The 15,074-nt window shown below is 36.5% G+C and carries 20 protein-coding genes; 13 read left to right on the top strand and 7 right to left on the bottom strand.

Annotated elements, in window-relative coordinates:
* Positions 1-12 precede the first annotated feature (12 nt).
* Positions 13-414 carry a YlbF/YmcA family competence regulator gene (locus RT761_RS02020; RefSeq protein ID WP_218112433.1) on the top strand — a complete coding sequence of 134 codons (402 nt, stop codon included), beginning with the start codon at positions 13-15 and terminating at the stop codon, positions 412-414.
* A gap of 222 nt (positions 415-636) precedes the next feature.
* Here the strand turns inward: RT761_RS02020 and RT761_RS02015 are convergent, their stop codons facing one another.
* The 5 genes from RT761_RS02015 to RT761_RS01995 are packed head-to-tail and all read right to left on the bottom strand — an operon-like array spanning position 637 to position 3,462.
* A complete protein-coding gene (locus tag RT761_RS02015; protein WP_218112432.1) occupies positions 637-1,401 on the bottom strand; it encodes a hypothetical protein in 765 nt (254 codons plus the stop codon).
* Positions 1,398-2,324: a serine O-acetyltransferase gene (locus tag RT761_RS02010; protein ID WP_218112431.1), complete on the bottom strand. Its 927-nt coding sequence runs from the start codon at positions 2,322-2,324 to the stop codon at positions 1,398-1,400. Before RT761_RS02010 ends, RT761_RS02015 begins: the two co-directional genes overlap by 4 nt.
* A 19-nt stretch (positions 2,325-2,343) precedes the next feature.
* A complete protein-coding gene (locus tag RT761_RS02005; protein WP_218112430.1) occupies positions 2,344-2,571 on the bottom strand; it encodes an anti-sigma factor family protein in 228 nt (75 codons plus the stop codon).
* Positions 2,550-3,149 carry a sigma-70 family RNA polymerase sigma factor gene (locus RT761_RS02000; RefSeq protein ID WP_218112429.1) on the bottom strand — a complete coding sequence of 200 codons (600 nt, stop codon included), beginning with the start codon at positions 3,147-3,149 and terminating at the stop codon, positions 2,550-2,552. The genes RT761_RS02005 and RT761_RS02000 overlap by 22 nt, the downstream gene beginning before the upstream one ends.
* Before the next feature lie 10 nt (positions 3,150-3,159).
* On the bottom strand, positions 3,160-3,462 hold the full coding sequence (locus RT761_RS01995; RefSeq protein WP_218112428.1) for a hypothetical protein: 303 nt from the start codon (positions 3,460-3,462) through the stop codon (positions 3,160-3,162).
* Between the two features lie 262 nt (positions 3,463-3,724).
* Here RT761_RS01995 and RT761_RS01990 point away from each other — a divergent pair, with 262 nt between their 5' ends.
* Entirely contained in the window at positions 3,725-4,234 is a 510-nt protein-coding gene (locus RT761_RS01990) for a ferritin family protein (RefSeq protein ID WP_218112427.1), read from the top strand.
* A gap of 34 nt (positions 4,235-4,268) precedes the next feature.
* Here RT761_RS01990 and RT761_RS01985 read toward each other — a convergent pair whose 3' ends face one another.
* Complete coding sequence (locus RT761_RS01985; protein WP_218112426.1) at positions 4,269-4,829, bottom strand: folate family ECF transporter S component; 561 nt, start codon at positions 4,827-4,829, stop codon at positions 4,269-4,271.
* A gap of 147 nt (positions 4,830-4,976) precedes the next feature.
* Between RT761_RS01985 and RT761_RS01980 the strand changes: the two genes are divergently transcribed.
* Together RT761_RS01980 and RT761_RS01975 are read left to right on the top strand one after the other, a co-directional pair.
* Complete coding sequence (locus RT761_RS01980) at positions 4,977-6,110, top strand: DUF362 domain-containing protein (RefSeq protein WP_218112425.1); 1,134 nt, start codon at positions 4,977-4,979, stop codon at positions 6,108-6,110.
* A gap of 344 nt (positions 6,111-6,454) precedes the next feature.
* On the top strand, positions 6,455-7,210 hold the full coding sequence (locus RT761_RS01975) for a Sir2 family NAD-dependent protein deacetylase (RefSeq protein WP_218112424.1): 756 nt from the start codon (positions 6,455-6,457) through the stop codon (positions 7,208-7,210).
* Here the strand turns inward: RT761_RS01975 and RT761_RS01970 are convergent.
* Complete coding sequence (locus RT761_RS01970; RefSeq protein ID WP_218112423.1) at positions 7,207-8,244, bottom strand: AI-2E family transporter; 1,038 nt, start codon at positions 8,242-8,244, stop codon at positions 7,207-7,209. The genes RT761_RS01975 and RT761_RS01970 overlap by 4 nt on opposite strands.
* Positions 8,245-8,330: 86 nt before the next feature.
* Between RT761_RS01970 and RT761_RS01965 the strand changes: the two genes are divergently transcribed.
* The 9 genes from RT761_RS01965 (at position 8,331) to RT761_RS01930 (ending at position 15,065) form a co-directional block, all read left to right on the top strand.
* Entirely contained in the window at positions 8,331-9,056 is a 726-nt protein-coding gene (locus tag RT761_RS01965) for a glycosyltransferase family 2 protein (RefSeq protein WP_218112422.1), read from the top strand.
* Positions 9,043-9,246 carry a DUF6485 family protein gene (locus RT761_RS14250; RefSeq protein WP_343073755.1) on the top strand — a complete coding sequence of 68 codons (204 nt, stop codon included), beginning with the start codon at positions 9,043-9,045 and terminating at the stop codon, positions 9,244-9,246. Before RT761_RS01965 ends, RT761_RS14250 begins: the two co-directional genes overlap by 14 nt.
* 446 nt (positions 9,247-9,692) lie before the next feature.
* Positions 9,693-10,361 (top strand): cyclase family protein, encoded by a 669-nt coding sequence (locus RT761_RS01960; RefSeq protein WP_218112421.1) that lies wholly within the window; start codon positions 9,693-9,695, stop codon positions 10,359-10,361.
* Positions 10,362-10,584: 223 nt separating this feature from the next.
* On the top strand, positions 10,585-10,896 hold the full coding sequence (locus RT761_RS01955; protein ID WP_218112420.1) for a flagellar biosynthesis anti-sigma factor FlgM: 312 nt from the start codon (positions 10,585-10,587) through the stop codon (positions 10,894-10,896).
* A gap of 286 nt (positions 10,897-11,182) precedes the next feature.
* The gene (locus RT761_RS01950) at positions 11,183-11,950 is read left to right on the top strand and encodes a TlpA family protein disulfide reductase (RefSeq protein WP_218112419.1); all 768 of its coding nucleotides are present in this window, start codon (positions 11,183-11,185) and stop codon (positions 11,948-11,950) included.
* Complete coding sequence (gene lptC, locus RT761_RS01945) at positions 11,943-12,518, top strand: LPS export ABC transporter periplasmic protein LptC (RefSeq protein ID WP_218112418.1); 576 nt, start codon at positions 11,943-11,945, stop codon at positions 12,516-12,518. The genes RT761_RS01950 and lptC overlap by 8 nt, the downstream gene beginning before the upstream one ends.
* A complete protein-coding gene (locus tag RT761_RS01940) occupies positions 12,515-13,237 on the top strand; it encodes an LptA/OstA family protein (protein ID WP_218112417.1) in 723 nt (240 codons plus the stop codon). The genes lptC and RT761_RS01940 overlap by 4 nt, the downstream gene beginning before the upstream one ends.
* Positions 13,234-13,974, top strand: a complete 741-nt coding sequence (gene lptB / locus RT761_RS01935) for an LPS export ABC transporter ATP-binding protein (RefSeq protein WP_218112416.1) — start codon at positions 13,234-13,236, stop codon at positions 13,972-13,974. Before RT761_RS01940 ends, lptB begins: the two co-directional genes overlap by 4 nt.
* A gap of 5 nt (positions 13,975-13,979) precedes the next feature.
* A complete protein-coding gene (locus tag RT761_RS01930) occupies positions 13,980-15,065 on the top strand; it encodes an LptF/LptG family permease (protein WP_218112415.1) in 1,086 nt (361 codons plus the stop codon).
* Positions 15,066-15,074 lie beyond the last annotated feature (9 nt).

Here is a 15,074-nt window from a genome sequence, read left to right as displayed (position 1 = left end):
GAGGCTTAAAAAATGAGTTCGTTACTTTTAAACGAAGACTTAAAAAATGTTTCAAGAAAATTTGCCGAAGAAATAATGCAAACAACCGTTTTTAAAAAATTCCAGATCACCCGTTCAGCAATCCTTGGAGATGAAGCTGCCTCTTCAATTATGAATTTATTGAGGGATGAACAAGAACGGTTGCTGGAAATATCTTGTGAACGTGATATTGAAGAAAATGACTTTGCCGAGCTTAACAATTTGCATGAAAAAGCAAACAATAACCAACTCATTCGTTCCTATTTGGAGGCAGAAAAAAGTTTATTTCAACTTACCCAGGCTTTAAACACTGAAATAACTTCTCTCATAGGCTTTGATTTCGCTTTATCGGTAATGCATCGAGATGATGACAATGAGGAGGCGGCTTGGGAATAAAAAAATCCTTTAAAAATAGAGAATTATTGTAAAAAATCAGAGATCAGGAAATCAGGTGGTTATCCTATAGCATTATTAATTGAAACTGCTGAAAGCCTCCTTATTGCATTTTTAAACCGGGAATACCTAACCGTTATAAACAAGGGCGGTTGGATTCCTAATGCTGTTCTTTTTTGAAAAGCGTTTTGGTTGTCAAGCGGTACCGATTGAGCGGCAGGAGTGTCAATCCTGCTTTTTTTGGAGCTTCATTAAGCGAATCCGAATTTTACCCATACCCGGGATATGATCAATTTTGGTTTTTTCTCCATCAAGTATAAACTGGCGGCAGCGATCAGGTGGAGTAAAATTATCGGGGATCGAAAGCCCGGTATATAAGCTATCCCATCCCATATCATGGAGTCGTTTTGCCATGGAAGGATCGCAAAAGGAATCAATATTTTGCACTTCCTTAATAACCTTACATTTACCGCGAGAATTTTCAAACATCCAACTTTGATTCCCACTCATCTCATAGTTTTGGCAGTAGCGACAGCAATCAAATCGTAATCCACATCGCAGACAGAGCATTGGTCTCTTGGTGGTGGTTATATTTTCCCCAGAAATAAAACGCAGTGCTTGAGGAATTTCTATGTTACAGAAAGGACAAAAGAGCGAATCGGGCGCAGAAACTTTGGTAATTTTGGTTGATTTTTTTAGGATGGTTTGAATGGCATTCGGTGATAAATCTAAGATTAACCTCCGAGACCAAAGAAAATGTGGATAATGAAAAAATCCGACGATGGCATTGATCAGTGCTGTTAAAAAAGAGCCTCCATGATGGAAGGAATAAATAAAGGCTTTAACGGCAAAAAAAAGCGGCAAACTGACCCAAAGAATTGGGAAAAGCGGAAAAAAGAGAAAAGAAATATATGGAGAGGGGAAAGACTCACTGATTAACCTAACCGAGATCCAACCCAAAAAAAACAGTAAATGCCAATGCCAAGTCATTCTTTTTTATTTTCAAAAAATTTTAGCCGAGGCTCCTCGATGATTACTTTGGTATGGGAGGGGATGGAATGAGTAAGCCAAACATTACCACCAACTACACTTCCTTCTCCAATTGTTGTCTCGCCACCGAGAATGGTGGCTCCTGCATAGACAGTTGCATTGTTTTCTATGCTTGGATGTCTTTTTGTACCACGGATAATTTTGCCCCGCTCATCTTTGGGGAAGGAGAGCGCTCCCAAAGTAACGCCTTGATAAATCTTAACCTGATCTCCAATAATAGTTGTTTCACCAATAACTACCCCAGTGCCATGGTCGATAAAAAAACTTCTTCCGATTTTTGCACCAGGATGGATATCAATGCCAGTTATGCTATGAGCATATTCGGTCATCATCCGGGGGATGAGAGGTACACCTTGAACCAGGAGTTCATGAGCCATCCTATAAATAGAGACAGCCACTACGCCTGGATAGCTAAATACAATTTCATCAGTATTTTTTGCCGCTGGGTCACCATCAAAAGCTGCTTGGACATCATCCTCAAGCATTTCTCGAATCTCGGGGATTTTTTGAAAAAAAGTAAGAGTTTGATCACAAGAAAGCTGAATGCACTCGGCTTGAGAAAGGGATTTCGTTGAATATTCTTCACCGTAAGCTTTTGAGATTTCTAATTGTAATTCATCGAAAAGACGATCTAACTTTCCTCCAACGTAATACTCAACATTTAACCAATTTAAACTGGTTCGACCAATGTAACCCGGGAAAAGAATTTCACGTAATTCCTCAGTTATACGAATGACATTGATTCGTGAGGGGAATTGCTTTTTTTCTATATTGGTAATCAAATCAGTCTTTTTATAACTTTCGACAAAGGTTTTTGCCAAATCACCAATGGCAATCTTTTTTTCTTTTTTTTCAATCTCCATATTTACTCCTCAAAAACTATTAAAAACTATTAATAACAGTAAGAACTTTATTTACTAAAGTTGCCGGAAGGGGTGTATCAAGGCAATTTGATTTTATTAAATTTAGAAGGTTTTTTTCAAAATCAAACTTTTCACAACATTTTCGGCAGATCCTTAGATGTTCTTCAAAATCTTTACGTTCTTGAGGTGTGAGAATCTCTCCATCAAGGTAAAGATATAATTTCTCTACTGCTTCTTTGCAGTCCATTCTTCTTTTGTCCCCTTTTCAGTACTATTTTTTGACGAGGAATATTCCCAGAGAAGTTTTTGTAAAATTTTTCTTCCACGATGCAAACGGGACATAACGGTACCAATTGGTATGTCCAAAATTTCAGCAGTTTCTTTGTAAGAGAACCCTTCAACCAAATTTAGAACAACAACTGATTTAAAATCTATGGGAATAACATCGATCGCCTTCTGAATATCTTCTTTCGTCAATGTATTTAACAATGCTTGTTCAGGACTTATTCCTTCAAAAGCTGGTTGAAATGCCGATTCTTCTTCCATTTCATCTAAGGATGGAAGTTTATTGCGCTCTCGAACCCGATAATAGTTATTGATAAAAGTATTAGTGAGAATTTTAAAAATCCAAGCTCGAAAGTTTGTTCCTTCTTCGAATCGATCGATTGCTGAAAAAGCTTTGGTGGTTGTTTCTTGAACTAAATCTTCGGCATCTTCACGATTCCTGGTCATTCTCAAGGCGGTTCGAAACAAGGCGCCTAATTCGGGCATTAAAAGCTCTTGAAAAAGAATTTTTTGTTGATCTTTGGTTTTTTCCATCAACATTTTCCTACCTTCATGCGTCTTTTAAAAAATCAGCATTTTTTAAATTTTCCAAGTCTTTATGGAATTCAATAACTTCATCTATAGTAATTTGTCCTTTCGGTTTATCTTTTTTCTTTTTTCGAGTAATTCGAGCGACATCTTCCATTTTTTCTAAACTAAAGGTTGCTTCTCCGAATTCTCGACAATAAGAGCAGATATATCGAATGTATGCAGAACCTCGATAAGCAGGAATTTTGTAAATTCCAATTTCAGTTATATCTTCAGTATTTATCGGGGTTTTGCAGCTTTTACATCTTAAAGGAAGTTCTTGCATTTTTTCCTCCTGAAACCTAAATCATTTTTGGGTATTCTACCAAGTGATTAAAAAGAGTACAAGTTTTTTAAAAGTTGTTGAATCTTATTTATGGTTTTTCTAAGATATCAGTCCGACTACTCTATAAGATAGCATGACTATTTTACATCTTTTTTAAAGAGATTGTTGGTTATAATGTTAAAATGGATTGTATATTTTAAATAATCAATGTCAGTTTATAATTATTTGGGCGAGAGGTTGTTATGGAAAGGGGTTATAAAAATTGTCTGATTTAACCGTTTTTGAGTTAGCACTCCACAACAAGAAAGACATTTATCAATTTTATCTTGAGAAATCAAACCAACTACAGAATTTGTTGTGTAAAGAAATTTTTAAAAAAATAATCGATGATGAATCTTTCCACTTGCAAAGGATTCAAGAAGGGTATGAGCAACTCAGAAAGGGAGAAATATTTTCCAATGGTTCCCGAGAAGGTTTAAGGAGATCTTCTCGGGAATGTTTTGATTCGATATTTTCTGAAATAGTTCAAGATAAAAACCAATCTTCATCGCCCTTGTTAACCGAAATAGAAATTATTGATCAGGCCATGGCATTGGAAACTAGCATTCATCGATTTTTTGCTACCAGTGAGAAAGAAATTGGTGATCAAAAAATTAAAGATTTTTTGTCTTTTTTAGCCGGTGAAGAGTACCGTCATTTTAATTTGCTTTTTAATACCAGGGAATATTTAAACGATTGCCAAGAAACATTTCCCCAGTATCCTCAGGATTGAGATCAATAATATCCAATTTTATTCCAGTATGATTTTACCGTGACTGATGAGTAGAAAAAAATAACGATGAAAAAGGAGGAGCTTTATATAGAAGTTGAAGGATAAATCCAAAAAGGAGCACCTGAATGGGAGTACTAATAAGTCTCGGAATGATAAGGAGCTTCCAGGGAATGTCAAAAATTAAATGTAGAAAAATAGGAGTGAGAATAAATCCTACCAAAATTTGTGTCATTGAAACAGTTCCCCAGATCAGAAGCTTGGGGAGGTTTTTAAATTCATGAGAATGAGAGATGATTTGGAAACTCATTATTCCAGGGATAAGACCGTATAAAGCAGACGTTAGGGTAAAGTGGGGCATATAAGGTCCTATGGGGCTTAAAATATAGCCAATTACATCGACCATTACTCCAGTGAGTGACCCATAAAAAGGTCCAAAAAGAATTCCGGCCAAAATAATTGCTAAAGGTCCAATACCAATCCGTATTCCCTCGATTCCTCCCACAGGAATTCTGAGGCTGGCGAAACGAGTTAGGATGACTCCAATCGCGATAAATAGACTGATTATGACCAGTTCTTTGGAAGTAATCTTCATCATTAAAATCTAAAATTCCTTTTATATATACTTTTTTTAAGTTTTTAACATATTTGACTTCGAACCATTATAACGATTCATAATTTAATTAGGCAAGAGAATTAGGTAAATATTTATAAATAGTTTACTTCATCAAAAGAAAGGAAATAAATGAGTAAGGTTGCTCTAATTGGTTGTCCAAGCTACGAATTATACCAAGTAAAAACAGCCCTGATGAGGGGTTTTTCTTATTTTGGTGGAGTTAAAAGGATATTTCAAAATAAAAAAAGAATACTGTTGAAGCCAAATTTACTAATCGGGGATAGCATTGAAAAAGCAATCACCACTCATCCTTCCTTATTGCAGGGAGTTGCAGAGATTCTCATTGAAAATGATTTTATTTGTGGATATGGTGATTCACCAGGATTTGGTTCTAGCGAAACTGTTGCAAAAAAAGCCGGAATCTATGATCCATTAAGAAATCTTAAAATCGAAATGGTTGATTTTGTTGAAAAGAAAGAGGTAACCTTTTCAAGAGCAACGCAAAATCGGCAGTTTACTGTTGCCAAGAATTTATTTAATTTCGATGCCCTTTTAAGTCTTCCTAAGTGGAAAACTCATGGCTTAACCCGGGTTACCGGTGCGGTAAAAAATCAATATGGTTGTATTCCCGGTTTGCTCAAGAGTGAATTTCATTTTAAACTTCCTGATGTACTTCATTTTTCTCGAATGTTAGTTGATTTAAACTTACTATTAAAGCCTGATTTTTATGTGATGGATGCTATCATTGCTATGGAGGGAAATGGACCACGAAATGGACGGCCTCGATTAATGGGTTTGATCGCCTTTTCCCAGGACCCAATTGCTATCGATGCTACTTTTAGTCGCCTTATAAGACTGGATCCAAGAAAGGTAATCACTTGTCTTGAAGGAGAAAAGGGGGAGCTGGGATATTGGCAAGAAGACCGCATTGAATTAGTTGGAGATGATTTTTCTCATTTTTACAGGGCAGATTTTGATGTTCAAAGAGAATCGATGGTATCTTATAAAAAAGAAGGTTTTTTAAGGTCTTTTAGAAATCTCTTTTTATCGAAACCAATCATCGATTATTCAAAATGTAAAGCTTGTGGAGTTTGTATAGATATTTGTCCGGCTCAACCCAAAGCGTTATTTTGGAAAGAAAAACACCATGTTCCTCAACATAACTATAAACATTGCATCCGTTGCTATTGTTGCCAGGAATTATGTCCCCATAACGCCATACAAATTAAAGTATCTTCAGTCGGAAAAATATTAAATCGATAGGCCAGACCCTCATGCTGTCAGCAGTACCAGATGAGGATGAAAATACCTATCTAAATCCGTCATTGCGAGGAGCGTCTTGTGCGACGTGGCAATCTCTACCATCCACTTAGTCATTCTGAGGAGTCCGGTGTTTTTGCCGGACGACGTAAGAATCTCATCATTTAAAGTATTTATGAAGAAAAAACTTAAAAGATGAGATCCTCACGCCCTCAAAAAGCGAGGGCTCAGGATGACCGATTAAAGGCACACCCCCCTTTATCCCCCCTCAATGGGGGAATTTATAAGATGGTATTTTCAGGATAGATCAGATTTTTTATTGAAAGTTTAGGAGGAATACTATATATATGTATTTTCACAATGATAGGCAAAAAAAAGCGGCTGAATGTTTATGGCTTAATCGACCTTGGATAGTCCTAACCGGTGCAGGAATTTCAACTGAAAGTGGAATTCCCGATTTTCGGAGTCCACAAACCGGGTTGTGGAATCAATATGATCCTATGGAAATCCTTTCTACTGAGGTCCTTTTCAACCAGCCAGAATTATTTTATAAAACTGGATTTTCGGTCCTTATGCAATTTAAACAGGCTCGTCCAAATCTTGCCCATGATATTTTAGCCAGTTGGGAAAGTAAAGGCATGGTGAAAGCTGTTATAACCCAAAATATTGATAGCCTCCATATCGATTCTGGTTCAAAAAAAGTGATGGAGATCCATGGCCATTTGCGAACGGCGAGCTGTGTGAAATGTATGAGAACAGTTTCAATTGAAAAACTTGAATCCTTGGTAATGGATGGACAAATCCCTCCTCGTTGTCGGTGTGGAGGTATTCTGCGGCCGGATGTTGTTTTATTTGGTGATATGCTTCCTTCCAGTTTTGAACAAGCAACAAAAATGGTTCAAAAATTTCCTTTGTTAGTGATAGGTTCCAGTCTGCAAGTATCGCCGGCAAACTTGATTCCTTCTTTGGCAACAAAACTAATGATTATTAATTTAGAAGAAACTCCATTTGATAAAAAAGCGGCTTTTGTACTGAACGGGAAAGCAAGTAGCATTCTCCATTTTCTTGACGAAGAGATAAAAAAATTTGAAGAAAATGCTTAGGTGATATCGTCTTGAATATGTTTCCGGTTGTGAAGATAGAAGGCTTTTAAAACACCAGCTACCGGGATGGCAACAATAACTCCTAACGCTCCAAACAATTCACCACCTACTAATAAGGCAAAAAGAACGGTTACTGGATGTAAACCAACTTCTTTCCCCATAAATTTAGGAGCAATGAAGACTCCTTCGATGAGGTTAATTCCTCCAAAAAGTAAAGCTACAGCCAATACCAGCCATATGGATTTGGTTCCAGCGAAAATCAAAGCCGGAATGGCTCCAATAATTGGACCAAGATAGGGGATAATGTCAAGAATACCAGCAATGACACCGATTACCAAAGAAAACTCGATGTTCATCAAGAAAAGACCTATCGTAACGCATATGCCAACAAATAAAGAAACTAGTAATCGGCCACGGATAAAGTTACCAACTATTTTGTCTGTCAATCGAATAAGTTTGACAAATTTCTTTCGGTTTTGGGAGGGAAATAGGCGAATTAAAGCACGACGGATTTTAACTGCATCAGCCATAAAGTAATAAAGAATAAATGGAGTCAGCACAAATCCCATAAAAATAATACTCATGATGAGCGAAAATAGATTAACAATATTACTCAGGATGGTGGCTAAATACGACTGGAGGTTCGAGCTGAGATTGATCATAAATTCTTCAATAGCTTCTGATATACCTAACGCTGGATAGCGTTCATCGATAGTTTTTGCTATATCAATAATTTTTGAAGTATACTCAGGGAGATTTGATGTGAGAGATCGAAATTGAGAAACAGCTTCTGGAAGAACTAGGAAAAAAAGCAAAATAAAAAAAATGAGAAGAGCTAAAAATATGATCAATACCGATGTTTTCCAAGAAAAACCTCGATTGTTTAAATAGCGTGCTGCTGGTGTTAGTGCATAGGCTAAAATTCCTCCCAGGGCAAATGGGATGAGAATATTTCTTAGGATATAAACAACAAAGAGGATAATAATTGCAATAAGAAGCCGATAAAGATTAACAAGAATTTTCTCAGAAGTCAAATTTGTCTTTTCCTTCCTGGTTATTTGTGTATAATATTGTACGTGTTCTTGAATACAAATAAAAGAGGTATTGTTGGGAATTTAATATGTTAAAGAATCAAACAATAACTGCGATAGTACCGGCTTATAATGAAGAACCAAGGATTTCACAGGTATTGAAAGTATTAAAGAACGTTCAATTCATTGATGATATCCTGGTGGTTGACGATGGTTCTCGAGATAAAACAGTCCAAGTCCCTCCCAGCATGGCTGTAGATGTTTTACGACATAATAGAAACAAAGGGAAGGGTGCTGCGCTAATCAGTGGAATAAGGAACAAGAGTGAAAGCGATATTTATTTATTTCTTGATGCTGACCTTATTCGTTTGAATGAAAAACATCTTTACGAATTGGTTAATCCCATGGTTAAAGATCCTTCGATTGTAATGACAATTGGGGTGTTCAAAGGAGGGAGAGGGTCAACAGATTTAGCTCAGAAAGTTTGCCCTATTTTAAACGGACAGCGAGCAGTTCGAGGAACGTGGATACGAAGAGTGAAAGATTTTTCCTGGTCTCGTTTTGGTGTTGAAGTATTTCTCACTCATTATGCCCGTGATTTTGGTGGTCAGGTTGAAATGGTCCCACTTTGGGGCATCTCTCACTATCATAAAGAAGAAAAATACGGTCCTTTCTTAGGTTTTTATCATCGAATTAAGATGTATTTCGAAATTATTTACGCTTACTTGCTCTATGAAAGCAAAATAAAAATGAAGGAAATTGTTGTCCCTGATAAATCTTCTGAAAAAAAGGATGAAAAGTATGCGCGAGTGTAAAATACAGAAGAATACTTCGGCATGTCCCTGTACCTATGAACCATGTCCAAGAAAAGGGATATGTTGTGAATGTATTCAATATCACTGGTCTCATCATGAACTACCTGCCTGTTTTTTCCCAGCTGAGGTGGAAAAAACTTATGACCGTTCCCTTCAAAAATTTTTATCCCTTTATAAAAATAGTGAATAATTAAAGAAGGGGGCCATAGCTTCATAGACGATGATGCAAATAACTTGTGAACCCCCATCACCTTTCACCCTCAAGTACTTAAAAAGAGTTTATGCATCCAGAAGTGATTCTTCGTGAATTTGGCTTAACGATGACTCTATTTAGTTTTGTTAAATAAAACCAGGTTCCATTCCTAAACAAGATTGAGGAGTCAGGAACACCTAATCGCCCTACTATTTAACCAGGAGCGATATAATTGCTTTTGATGACTTGGGGTTACGAAAAGCCATAGGTCATTATTATAAAAAAGGTCAGCCGGTTTCTGCGGAGGAAAGTCGCGTTTTCTTAAAGCGCTTTAAGCCTTGGAGACATAAGGTTGTTTATTGCTTATTAATGGATCATATTGAAAATGGAAGATATTATTTAACATTATAATAAGATAAAATGATAATGAGGGAGGGAAACTAATGCTGTCAAACGAAAATACCACTTGGATTGATTTAACCCTACCAGTCTACAATGGATCACCAGTTTTTCCCGGACAACCATCACCCACTTTTTTTACCTGGACTACCCTTGATCTTCACCCTAATGCAACAACTGCTTTTTTTATGGTAGAACATACCGGGACTCATCTCGATGTCCCTTCTCATTTTGATAAGACAGGATTATCAGTCGAAGAAATACCAGTTGATCGGTTTTGTGGAAGATGCCTCATAGTTGATATAAGTCATTTTAAACCGGGAGAGAGCCTTTCAAGGGAAGAGCTACAAAGAACAATCAATCAGCAAGGAATTACGATTTTTCCTAATGATATTGTTTTATTTTATACTAATGACAGCATCCGATATGGTCAGGAAGAATATTTTAAGCAATATGCAGGTTTATCTGGGGAAGCTGCCCAATATTTAGTTGAACAGAAGGTAAAGGGAGTTGGAATTGATGCGCCGAGCATTGATCATGCGCCCTATGATAGCCATCGAGTGTTTCTACCAGCTGGAGTTATCATTTATGAATTTCTAACCAACCTTCAGCATCTTTTAAAAAAAGAAGCCTTTTTTTGTGCTTTCCCATTGAAATTTGTTAAGTGTACCGGTTCTCCTATCCGTGCTGTCGCTCAAGTAAAAGATCAGTAAATTTATAATTATTTTACTAAAAATATTAATATTTCTTTTCCTTTATTTTCATTTTTGAAAAAAGGAGTTGGGTATAACAATCAAAAAATTAGATGCAATGAGGAGTACCTGAAATTTTTTAGAAGAAAATTTTTAAATTCTCCAAAAAGTCAATGAAATAAAATTAAACTTTTTTTATTTCCAACCGATATATTAAATAGGAAAGAAAATGAGAGGCGCCAAAATGAAAATTTCGGAAGCGCAAATTCAAAATGTTATTGGGATATACAAAGAAAAAAAAATGAAGAAAAATCCTGAAATATTTACGAATACTCATGTTATACTTCATAATACTTCGCTGCTTCTGGTTTCTCTTGATTTGAAAAGATATCATGCGAAGTATCGTGAAATACCAACTGTTCGTGAAAACCTTGTTCAGGATTTAAAGAATAAAATTCAAAGCGGAACTTACAACATTCATGGTCTCGATATCGTTGAAAAATTGATGGGTCGGGAAGCTGCTGATTTATTAAGTGATATTTCAAGCAGTGAATGATCTTTTTCAAAAAGCGAGATTGAATTTTTGATAGCGATGTGAATTCTAAGAATTCTTCGTTTTGTCTTTTTTCCTGCATATTACTCGGTGTTTCTACTCAAGATTCTTGAGTCTTTTTTTTGTTCCTCTTTTTGGATCCAATCCCTTTTTTTGTTTCGGAAATATCTCTTTGAGGAAAAGAAAATAAAAAAATTTTGTGAAAGATACGGAATATTTCTGTTTTTTGAACGTTTGTTTCTCAATAAAGATATACAACAATGACTTCAAATAGGGGGTTAAACGTTCAATGAAAACCAAGAGATTTTTCTTTATGACAATATTCGTTTTAACTACCATGATTTTCTTCTCTCTATTTGCTGCGGGAAAACCTGCGCCTCAATTTCAACTCCCCGATCTTGATGGTAAAATGTATTCATTGAGTGAATTTTTAGGAAAGCCTATTATTATAAGCTTTTTTACTACCAAATGTGGATTTTGTGCCGAAGAACTTCCATTATTAAACGAAATTTATCATACTTATAAAGAAAATTCCGGTCTTCAAGTGATTGCAATCAATCTCGGTGAGAGCCAAGACACCGTTGGTAGAATGTTGGAAAACATTCCTTATGATTATTTGACCTTACTTGATCAGGAAGCACAATTAGTAGGACTTTATCAAATATTTGGAGTTCCAACTGCATATTTTATTGATCCCTTGGGGAATATCGTTGATTTCATTATCGGAGCCACCAATCGCGATAATATCATGAAAAAGTTAGGACGGATAATGTGGTATAGGGGGTTATTACCGATAGAAGCTGAGAATCTTATCAAAATATCTCCCCAGGTTCAATTGCTTGATTTCCGTTTAGAAAATGAAAATCCCTATTCTGATAAACTAAATGTTAGTTATCAGGTGATAACTGATCTGAATCAAGCCTTAGAAACTCATGATAAAAATTTGACCTATTTGGTTTTTTCCAGTAATAATGAAAAGAGTCGTGAGATTTGCCAGCAAATGGCACTCAAAGGCTTTCAAAAAGTCTATTATCAATTAAATGTTGAGAATGAGTAATGATTGGAAAACGCTTTTATGGTTATACCTTTCTTTGGTCTTATTGGTAATATTGATATTGGTTTTTTGGATCAATCCGCTGGAAAGATCAAAAACTTTCCGAACAGCGCTGATTTCTCCTACCCCGATTAACCAGGGTTCTTTGGTTATCCAGTTGGAAAAAGCAGAAATTAGCAGAGTGTCCGATTCAGGGAAGGAATGGGAAATCCATACCGACGACCTAAGCAAAGACGGAGAAAACATTTATTTAAATGGTGTTCAAGGTTTTTTATTTCAAGAGAACCAACCGCAATATCAGATTAAGGCGAAAAAGGGACAAGTGGATGTTGAAAACTCAGATGCACGGCTTGAAGATATCAATCTCGTAAAGATTGATGGAGGTGGTTCTATCGTTGGTAAGACCTTGACGTGGCTAAGTAATGAGCAATTTATGAGAATAGAAAATGTTTTGGTTGAGAAAAAAAATATGCTGATTGAATCAAAGAAGCTTTGGTACGATTTATCTCGAGGATTACTTGCTTTTCCCGAAGAGGTTGTTATTACTTTAAAGAGCGAGGGGAATTTATGAGAAAAATAAATATTTGGCCTGTTTTAGTTTTAATTATTTTTCTATTTTTATTGAGTAGGGAAGGGATTACGGCTGCTCAAAGCTCATCCGATGTAACTTTAAAAACCTCATCGGCTGAATTTGATGAAAAAACCGGTATTATTTATGCCAAGGGACAATCTACGATACAATGGCAGGGCGTTACCATGATTTGCCCTTATCTTGAAGTCGATACCGTCAAGCAAGAAGCAAAAAGTGAGGGTGAAATCCAGGTGGTTTGGGAAGACAAAACGATTTTTTCCCAGTCTTTGTTTTTTTATGGAAAGGAAAAAAAGGTAGTAATGACCGATATCCAAGGGAAAGGAAAGGATTTTAGTTTCCAGACCAAAAAGATGGACTTTTTTCTATCTCCCGGAAAGATCCTTCTAACCGGTAACCCATTATTAATGATAAATAGTTTCCAAATAAGACCTCAACAAGTTGATTATAGCTTAAATGAAAAAAAATGGTTAGCATCTTCGGTCGTGATTGCAAAGGAAGGATGGTCGGGCCAGTCAAAAAGCGCCACATATCAAGAAGGATCAAATTTTATTGTATTAGAGGGGAATGCTACTGTCGAGAAGGATGGGAATCAGCTACGCGGAGAGAAAATTTTAATTGATGTTGAAACTGGAAAAGTGAGAGTGGAAGGAAATGTTGAAATAAATATAATGGCGATTGAAGGAGAAGAGACCAATTGATCCAAGAAAGAAGTTGGCAATCGTTAAAGGGTGAAGGATTAGCCAAGGAATATTCCAAAAAAAGAGTCGTTCAGGAAGTGAGTATTCAGGTTTCTCGAGGAGAAATCGTTGGGCTGTTAGGACCGAATGGAGCAGGGAAAACTACTACTTTTTATATTATTGTTGGTTTGATTCGTCCTAGTGGAGGCAAAGTGTTTCTCGATTCCCAAGAACTTAATCACTTACCAATGTATTTGCGAGCTCGGCTAGGAATTGGGTATTTAGCCCAAGAACCATCGGTATTTCGTAAGCTTAAAGTTTGGGAAAATATTGATTTGGTCCTTGAAATGCAAGGTTTGAAAAGAAAAGATATCATAAAACGACGGGAGGAATTGTTAGAAGAGTTTGGAATAAGTCATTTGGCAAAGACATCGGCAAACCTTCTTTCCGGAGGAGAAAGAAGACGGCTGGAAATCGCACGCTCTTTAGCAACTGACCCCTCTTTTGTCTTATTGGATGAACCTTTTACAGGGATAGATCCAATTGCAGTTGAGGAGATTCAAGGTGTTATCAAATATCTTGCCCAGAAAAATATTGGCGTCCTGATTACTGATCATGCTGTTCGAGAGACTTTGTCTATAACCGATCGAGCTTATATAATGTTTGACGGAAAAATTTTAATTTCTGGAACATCGGAAGAAATAATATCTTCTGAGGTAAGCCGAAAATATTACTTGGGCGAAAGATTTAATATGTAGAGAGCATGAAAGTATTTGATTGGTATCTCCTCAAACAAGCGCTTCACAACTTTTTTCTTGGTGTTGCGCTCTTTCTAACCATCCTCACCGCTGGCGATTTGTTATTTCGGCTTACCCGACTATGGCTTCAATCCAAAGTGCCATTTATGACCATCGCCCAGGTTTTTTTGTATAGCCTTCCATCTTTTTTAGTATACGTGTTTCCTATGTCAGTCCTTCTATCAGTTCTTCTTACCATGAATCGAATGGCAGCCGATAGCGAAGTAATTGCTTTAAAAGCATCAGGTATCAGTGTAAAACGTTTGGTTATTCCTTTTCTTTTAATAGGAATCTGGTCTTGTATTTTTACCATCTATATACAAGAAAGGATATTACCGACTTCTTCTCAAAAACTACAGAGTTTGATTGGTGGAACTTCGGTAACCAGCTGGTTATTTCAGGAAAATACATTTTTCCGCGATCGGATTGATGAATCCCAAGAAAGAATTTTTTACGTTAAGAAAATTGATCGAGAACAACCACTCTTGTCAGGAGTTATTGTTCAAGAATATGATCACAATGGGTTAAAGCGGATTTTGAATGCCGATCAAGCATTTTTGGATAATGGGAAATGGGTTTTTATTAAAGGAGTCATGTATGAGGTTGGTTCCCGTGGTGAGGTGGAAAGAGTTGTACGTTTTGAAAAAGAGGAAATGTACACGCAACAAAGCATGGAAGATGTTTTAAAGAGTCAAAAAAATCCACAAGAAATGAGTTATAAAGAACTTCAAGAGTATATTTCTCAGGAACATGAAAACCCTGAACAAAAATACCGACTACAGCTTATGCTTTGGCAAAAAACCGCTATCCCTTTTGCAGCAATCTTTTTTGCCTTGGTGGGAGTTCCACTTGGAATAGCGTCGCCTCGTTCGGGTAAAGTAATGGGGATAGGAATGAGTATTTTAATGGTTTTCGGTTATTATGTGTTGTTTTCGGTTAGCGGGACAGTCGCTGAGGGGGGCGGTATGTCTCCTTTTTTAGGGGCATGGCTGAGTAATATTATCACTGGTATTCTTGGTGTCGGTCTGATACAGTTTAAAGAGAAATATTAATCAAAGGAG

Origin of the sequence: Atribacter laminatus (assembly GCF_015775515.1) — a bacterium.
Classification (GTDB): Bacteria; Atribacterota; Atribacteria; order Atribacterales; family Atribacteraceae; genus Atribacter; species Atribacter laminatus.
This window is presented reverse-complemented; position numbering and strand designations above follow the sequence as displayed.

Coding starts and splice junctions, on each gene's coding strand:
- RT761_RS02020 (WP_218112433.1), top strand. CDS start 13: ATGAGTTCGTTACTTTTAAACGAAGACTTAAAAAATGTTTCAAGAAAA.
- RT761_RS02015 (WP_218112432.1), bottom strand. CDS start 1,401: ATGACTTGGCATTGGCATTTACTGTTTTTTTTGGGTTGGATCTCGGTT.
- RT761_RS02010 (WP_218112431.1), bottom strand. CDS start 2,324: ATGGAGATTGAAAAAAAAGAAAAAAAGATTGCCATTGGTGATTTGGCA.
- RT761_RS02005 (WP_218112430.1), bottom strand. CDS start 2,571: ATGGACTGCAAAGAAGCAGTAGAGAAATTATATCTTTACCTTGATGGA.
- RT761_RS02000 (WP_218112429.1), bottom strand. CDS start 3,149: ATGTTGATGGAAAAAACCAAAGATCAACAAAAAATTCTTTTTCAAGAG.
- RT761_RS01995 (WP_218112428.1), bottom strand. CDS start 3,462: ATGCAAGAACTTCCTTTAAGATGTAAAAGCTGCAAAACCCCGATAAAT.
- RT761_RS01985 (WP_218112426.1), bottom strand. CDS start 4,829: ATGATGAAGATTACTTCCAAAGAACTGGTCATAATCAGTCTATTTATC.
- RT761_RS01980 (WP_218112425.1), top strand. CDS start 4,977: ATGAGTAAGGTTGCTCTAATTGGTTGTCCAAGCTACGAATTATACCAA.
- RT761_RS01975 (WP_218112424.1), top strand. CDS start 6,455: ATGTATTTTCACAATGATAGGCAAAAAAAAGCGGCTGAATGTTTATGG.
- RT761_RS01965 (WP_218112422.1), top strand. CDS start 8,331: ATGTTAAAGAATCAAACAATAACTGCGATAGTACCGGCTTATAATGAA.
- RT761_RS14250 (WP_343073755.1), top strand. CDS start 9,043: ATGCGCGAGTGTAAAATACAGAAGAATACTTCGGCATGTCCCTGTACC.
- RT761_RS01960 (WP_218112421.1), top strand. CDS start 9,693: ATGCTGTCAAACGAAAATACCACTTGGATTGATTTAACCCTACCAGTC.
- RT761_RS01955 (WP_218112420.1), top strand. CDS start 10,585: ATGAAAATTTCGGAAGCGCAAATTCAAAATGTTATTGGGATATACAAA.
- RT761_RS01950 (WP_218112419.1), top strand. CDS start 11,183: ATGAAAACCAAGAGATTTTTCTTTATGACAATATTCGTTTTAACTACC.
- lptC (WP_218112418.1), top strand. CDS start 11,943: ATGAGTAATGATTGGAAAACGCTTTTATGGTTATACCTTTCTTTGGTC.
- RT761_RS01940 (WP_218112417.1), top strand. CDS start 12,515: ATGAGAAAAATAAATATTTGGCCTGTTTTAGTTTTAATTATTTTTCTA.
- RT761_RS01930 (WP_218112415.1), top strand. CDS start 13,980: ATGAAAGTATTTGATTGGTATCTCCTCAAACAAGCGCTTCACAACTTT.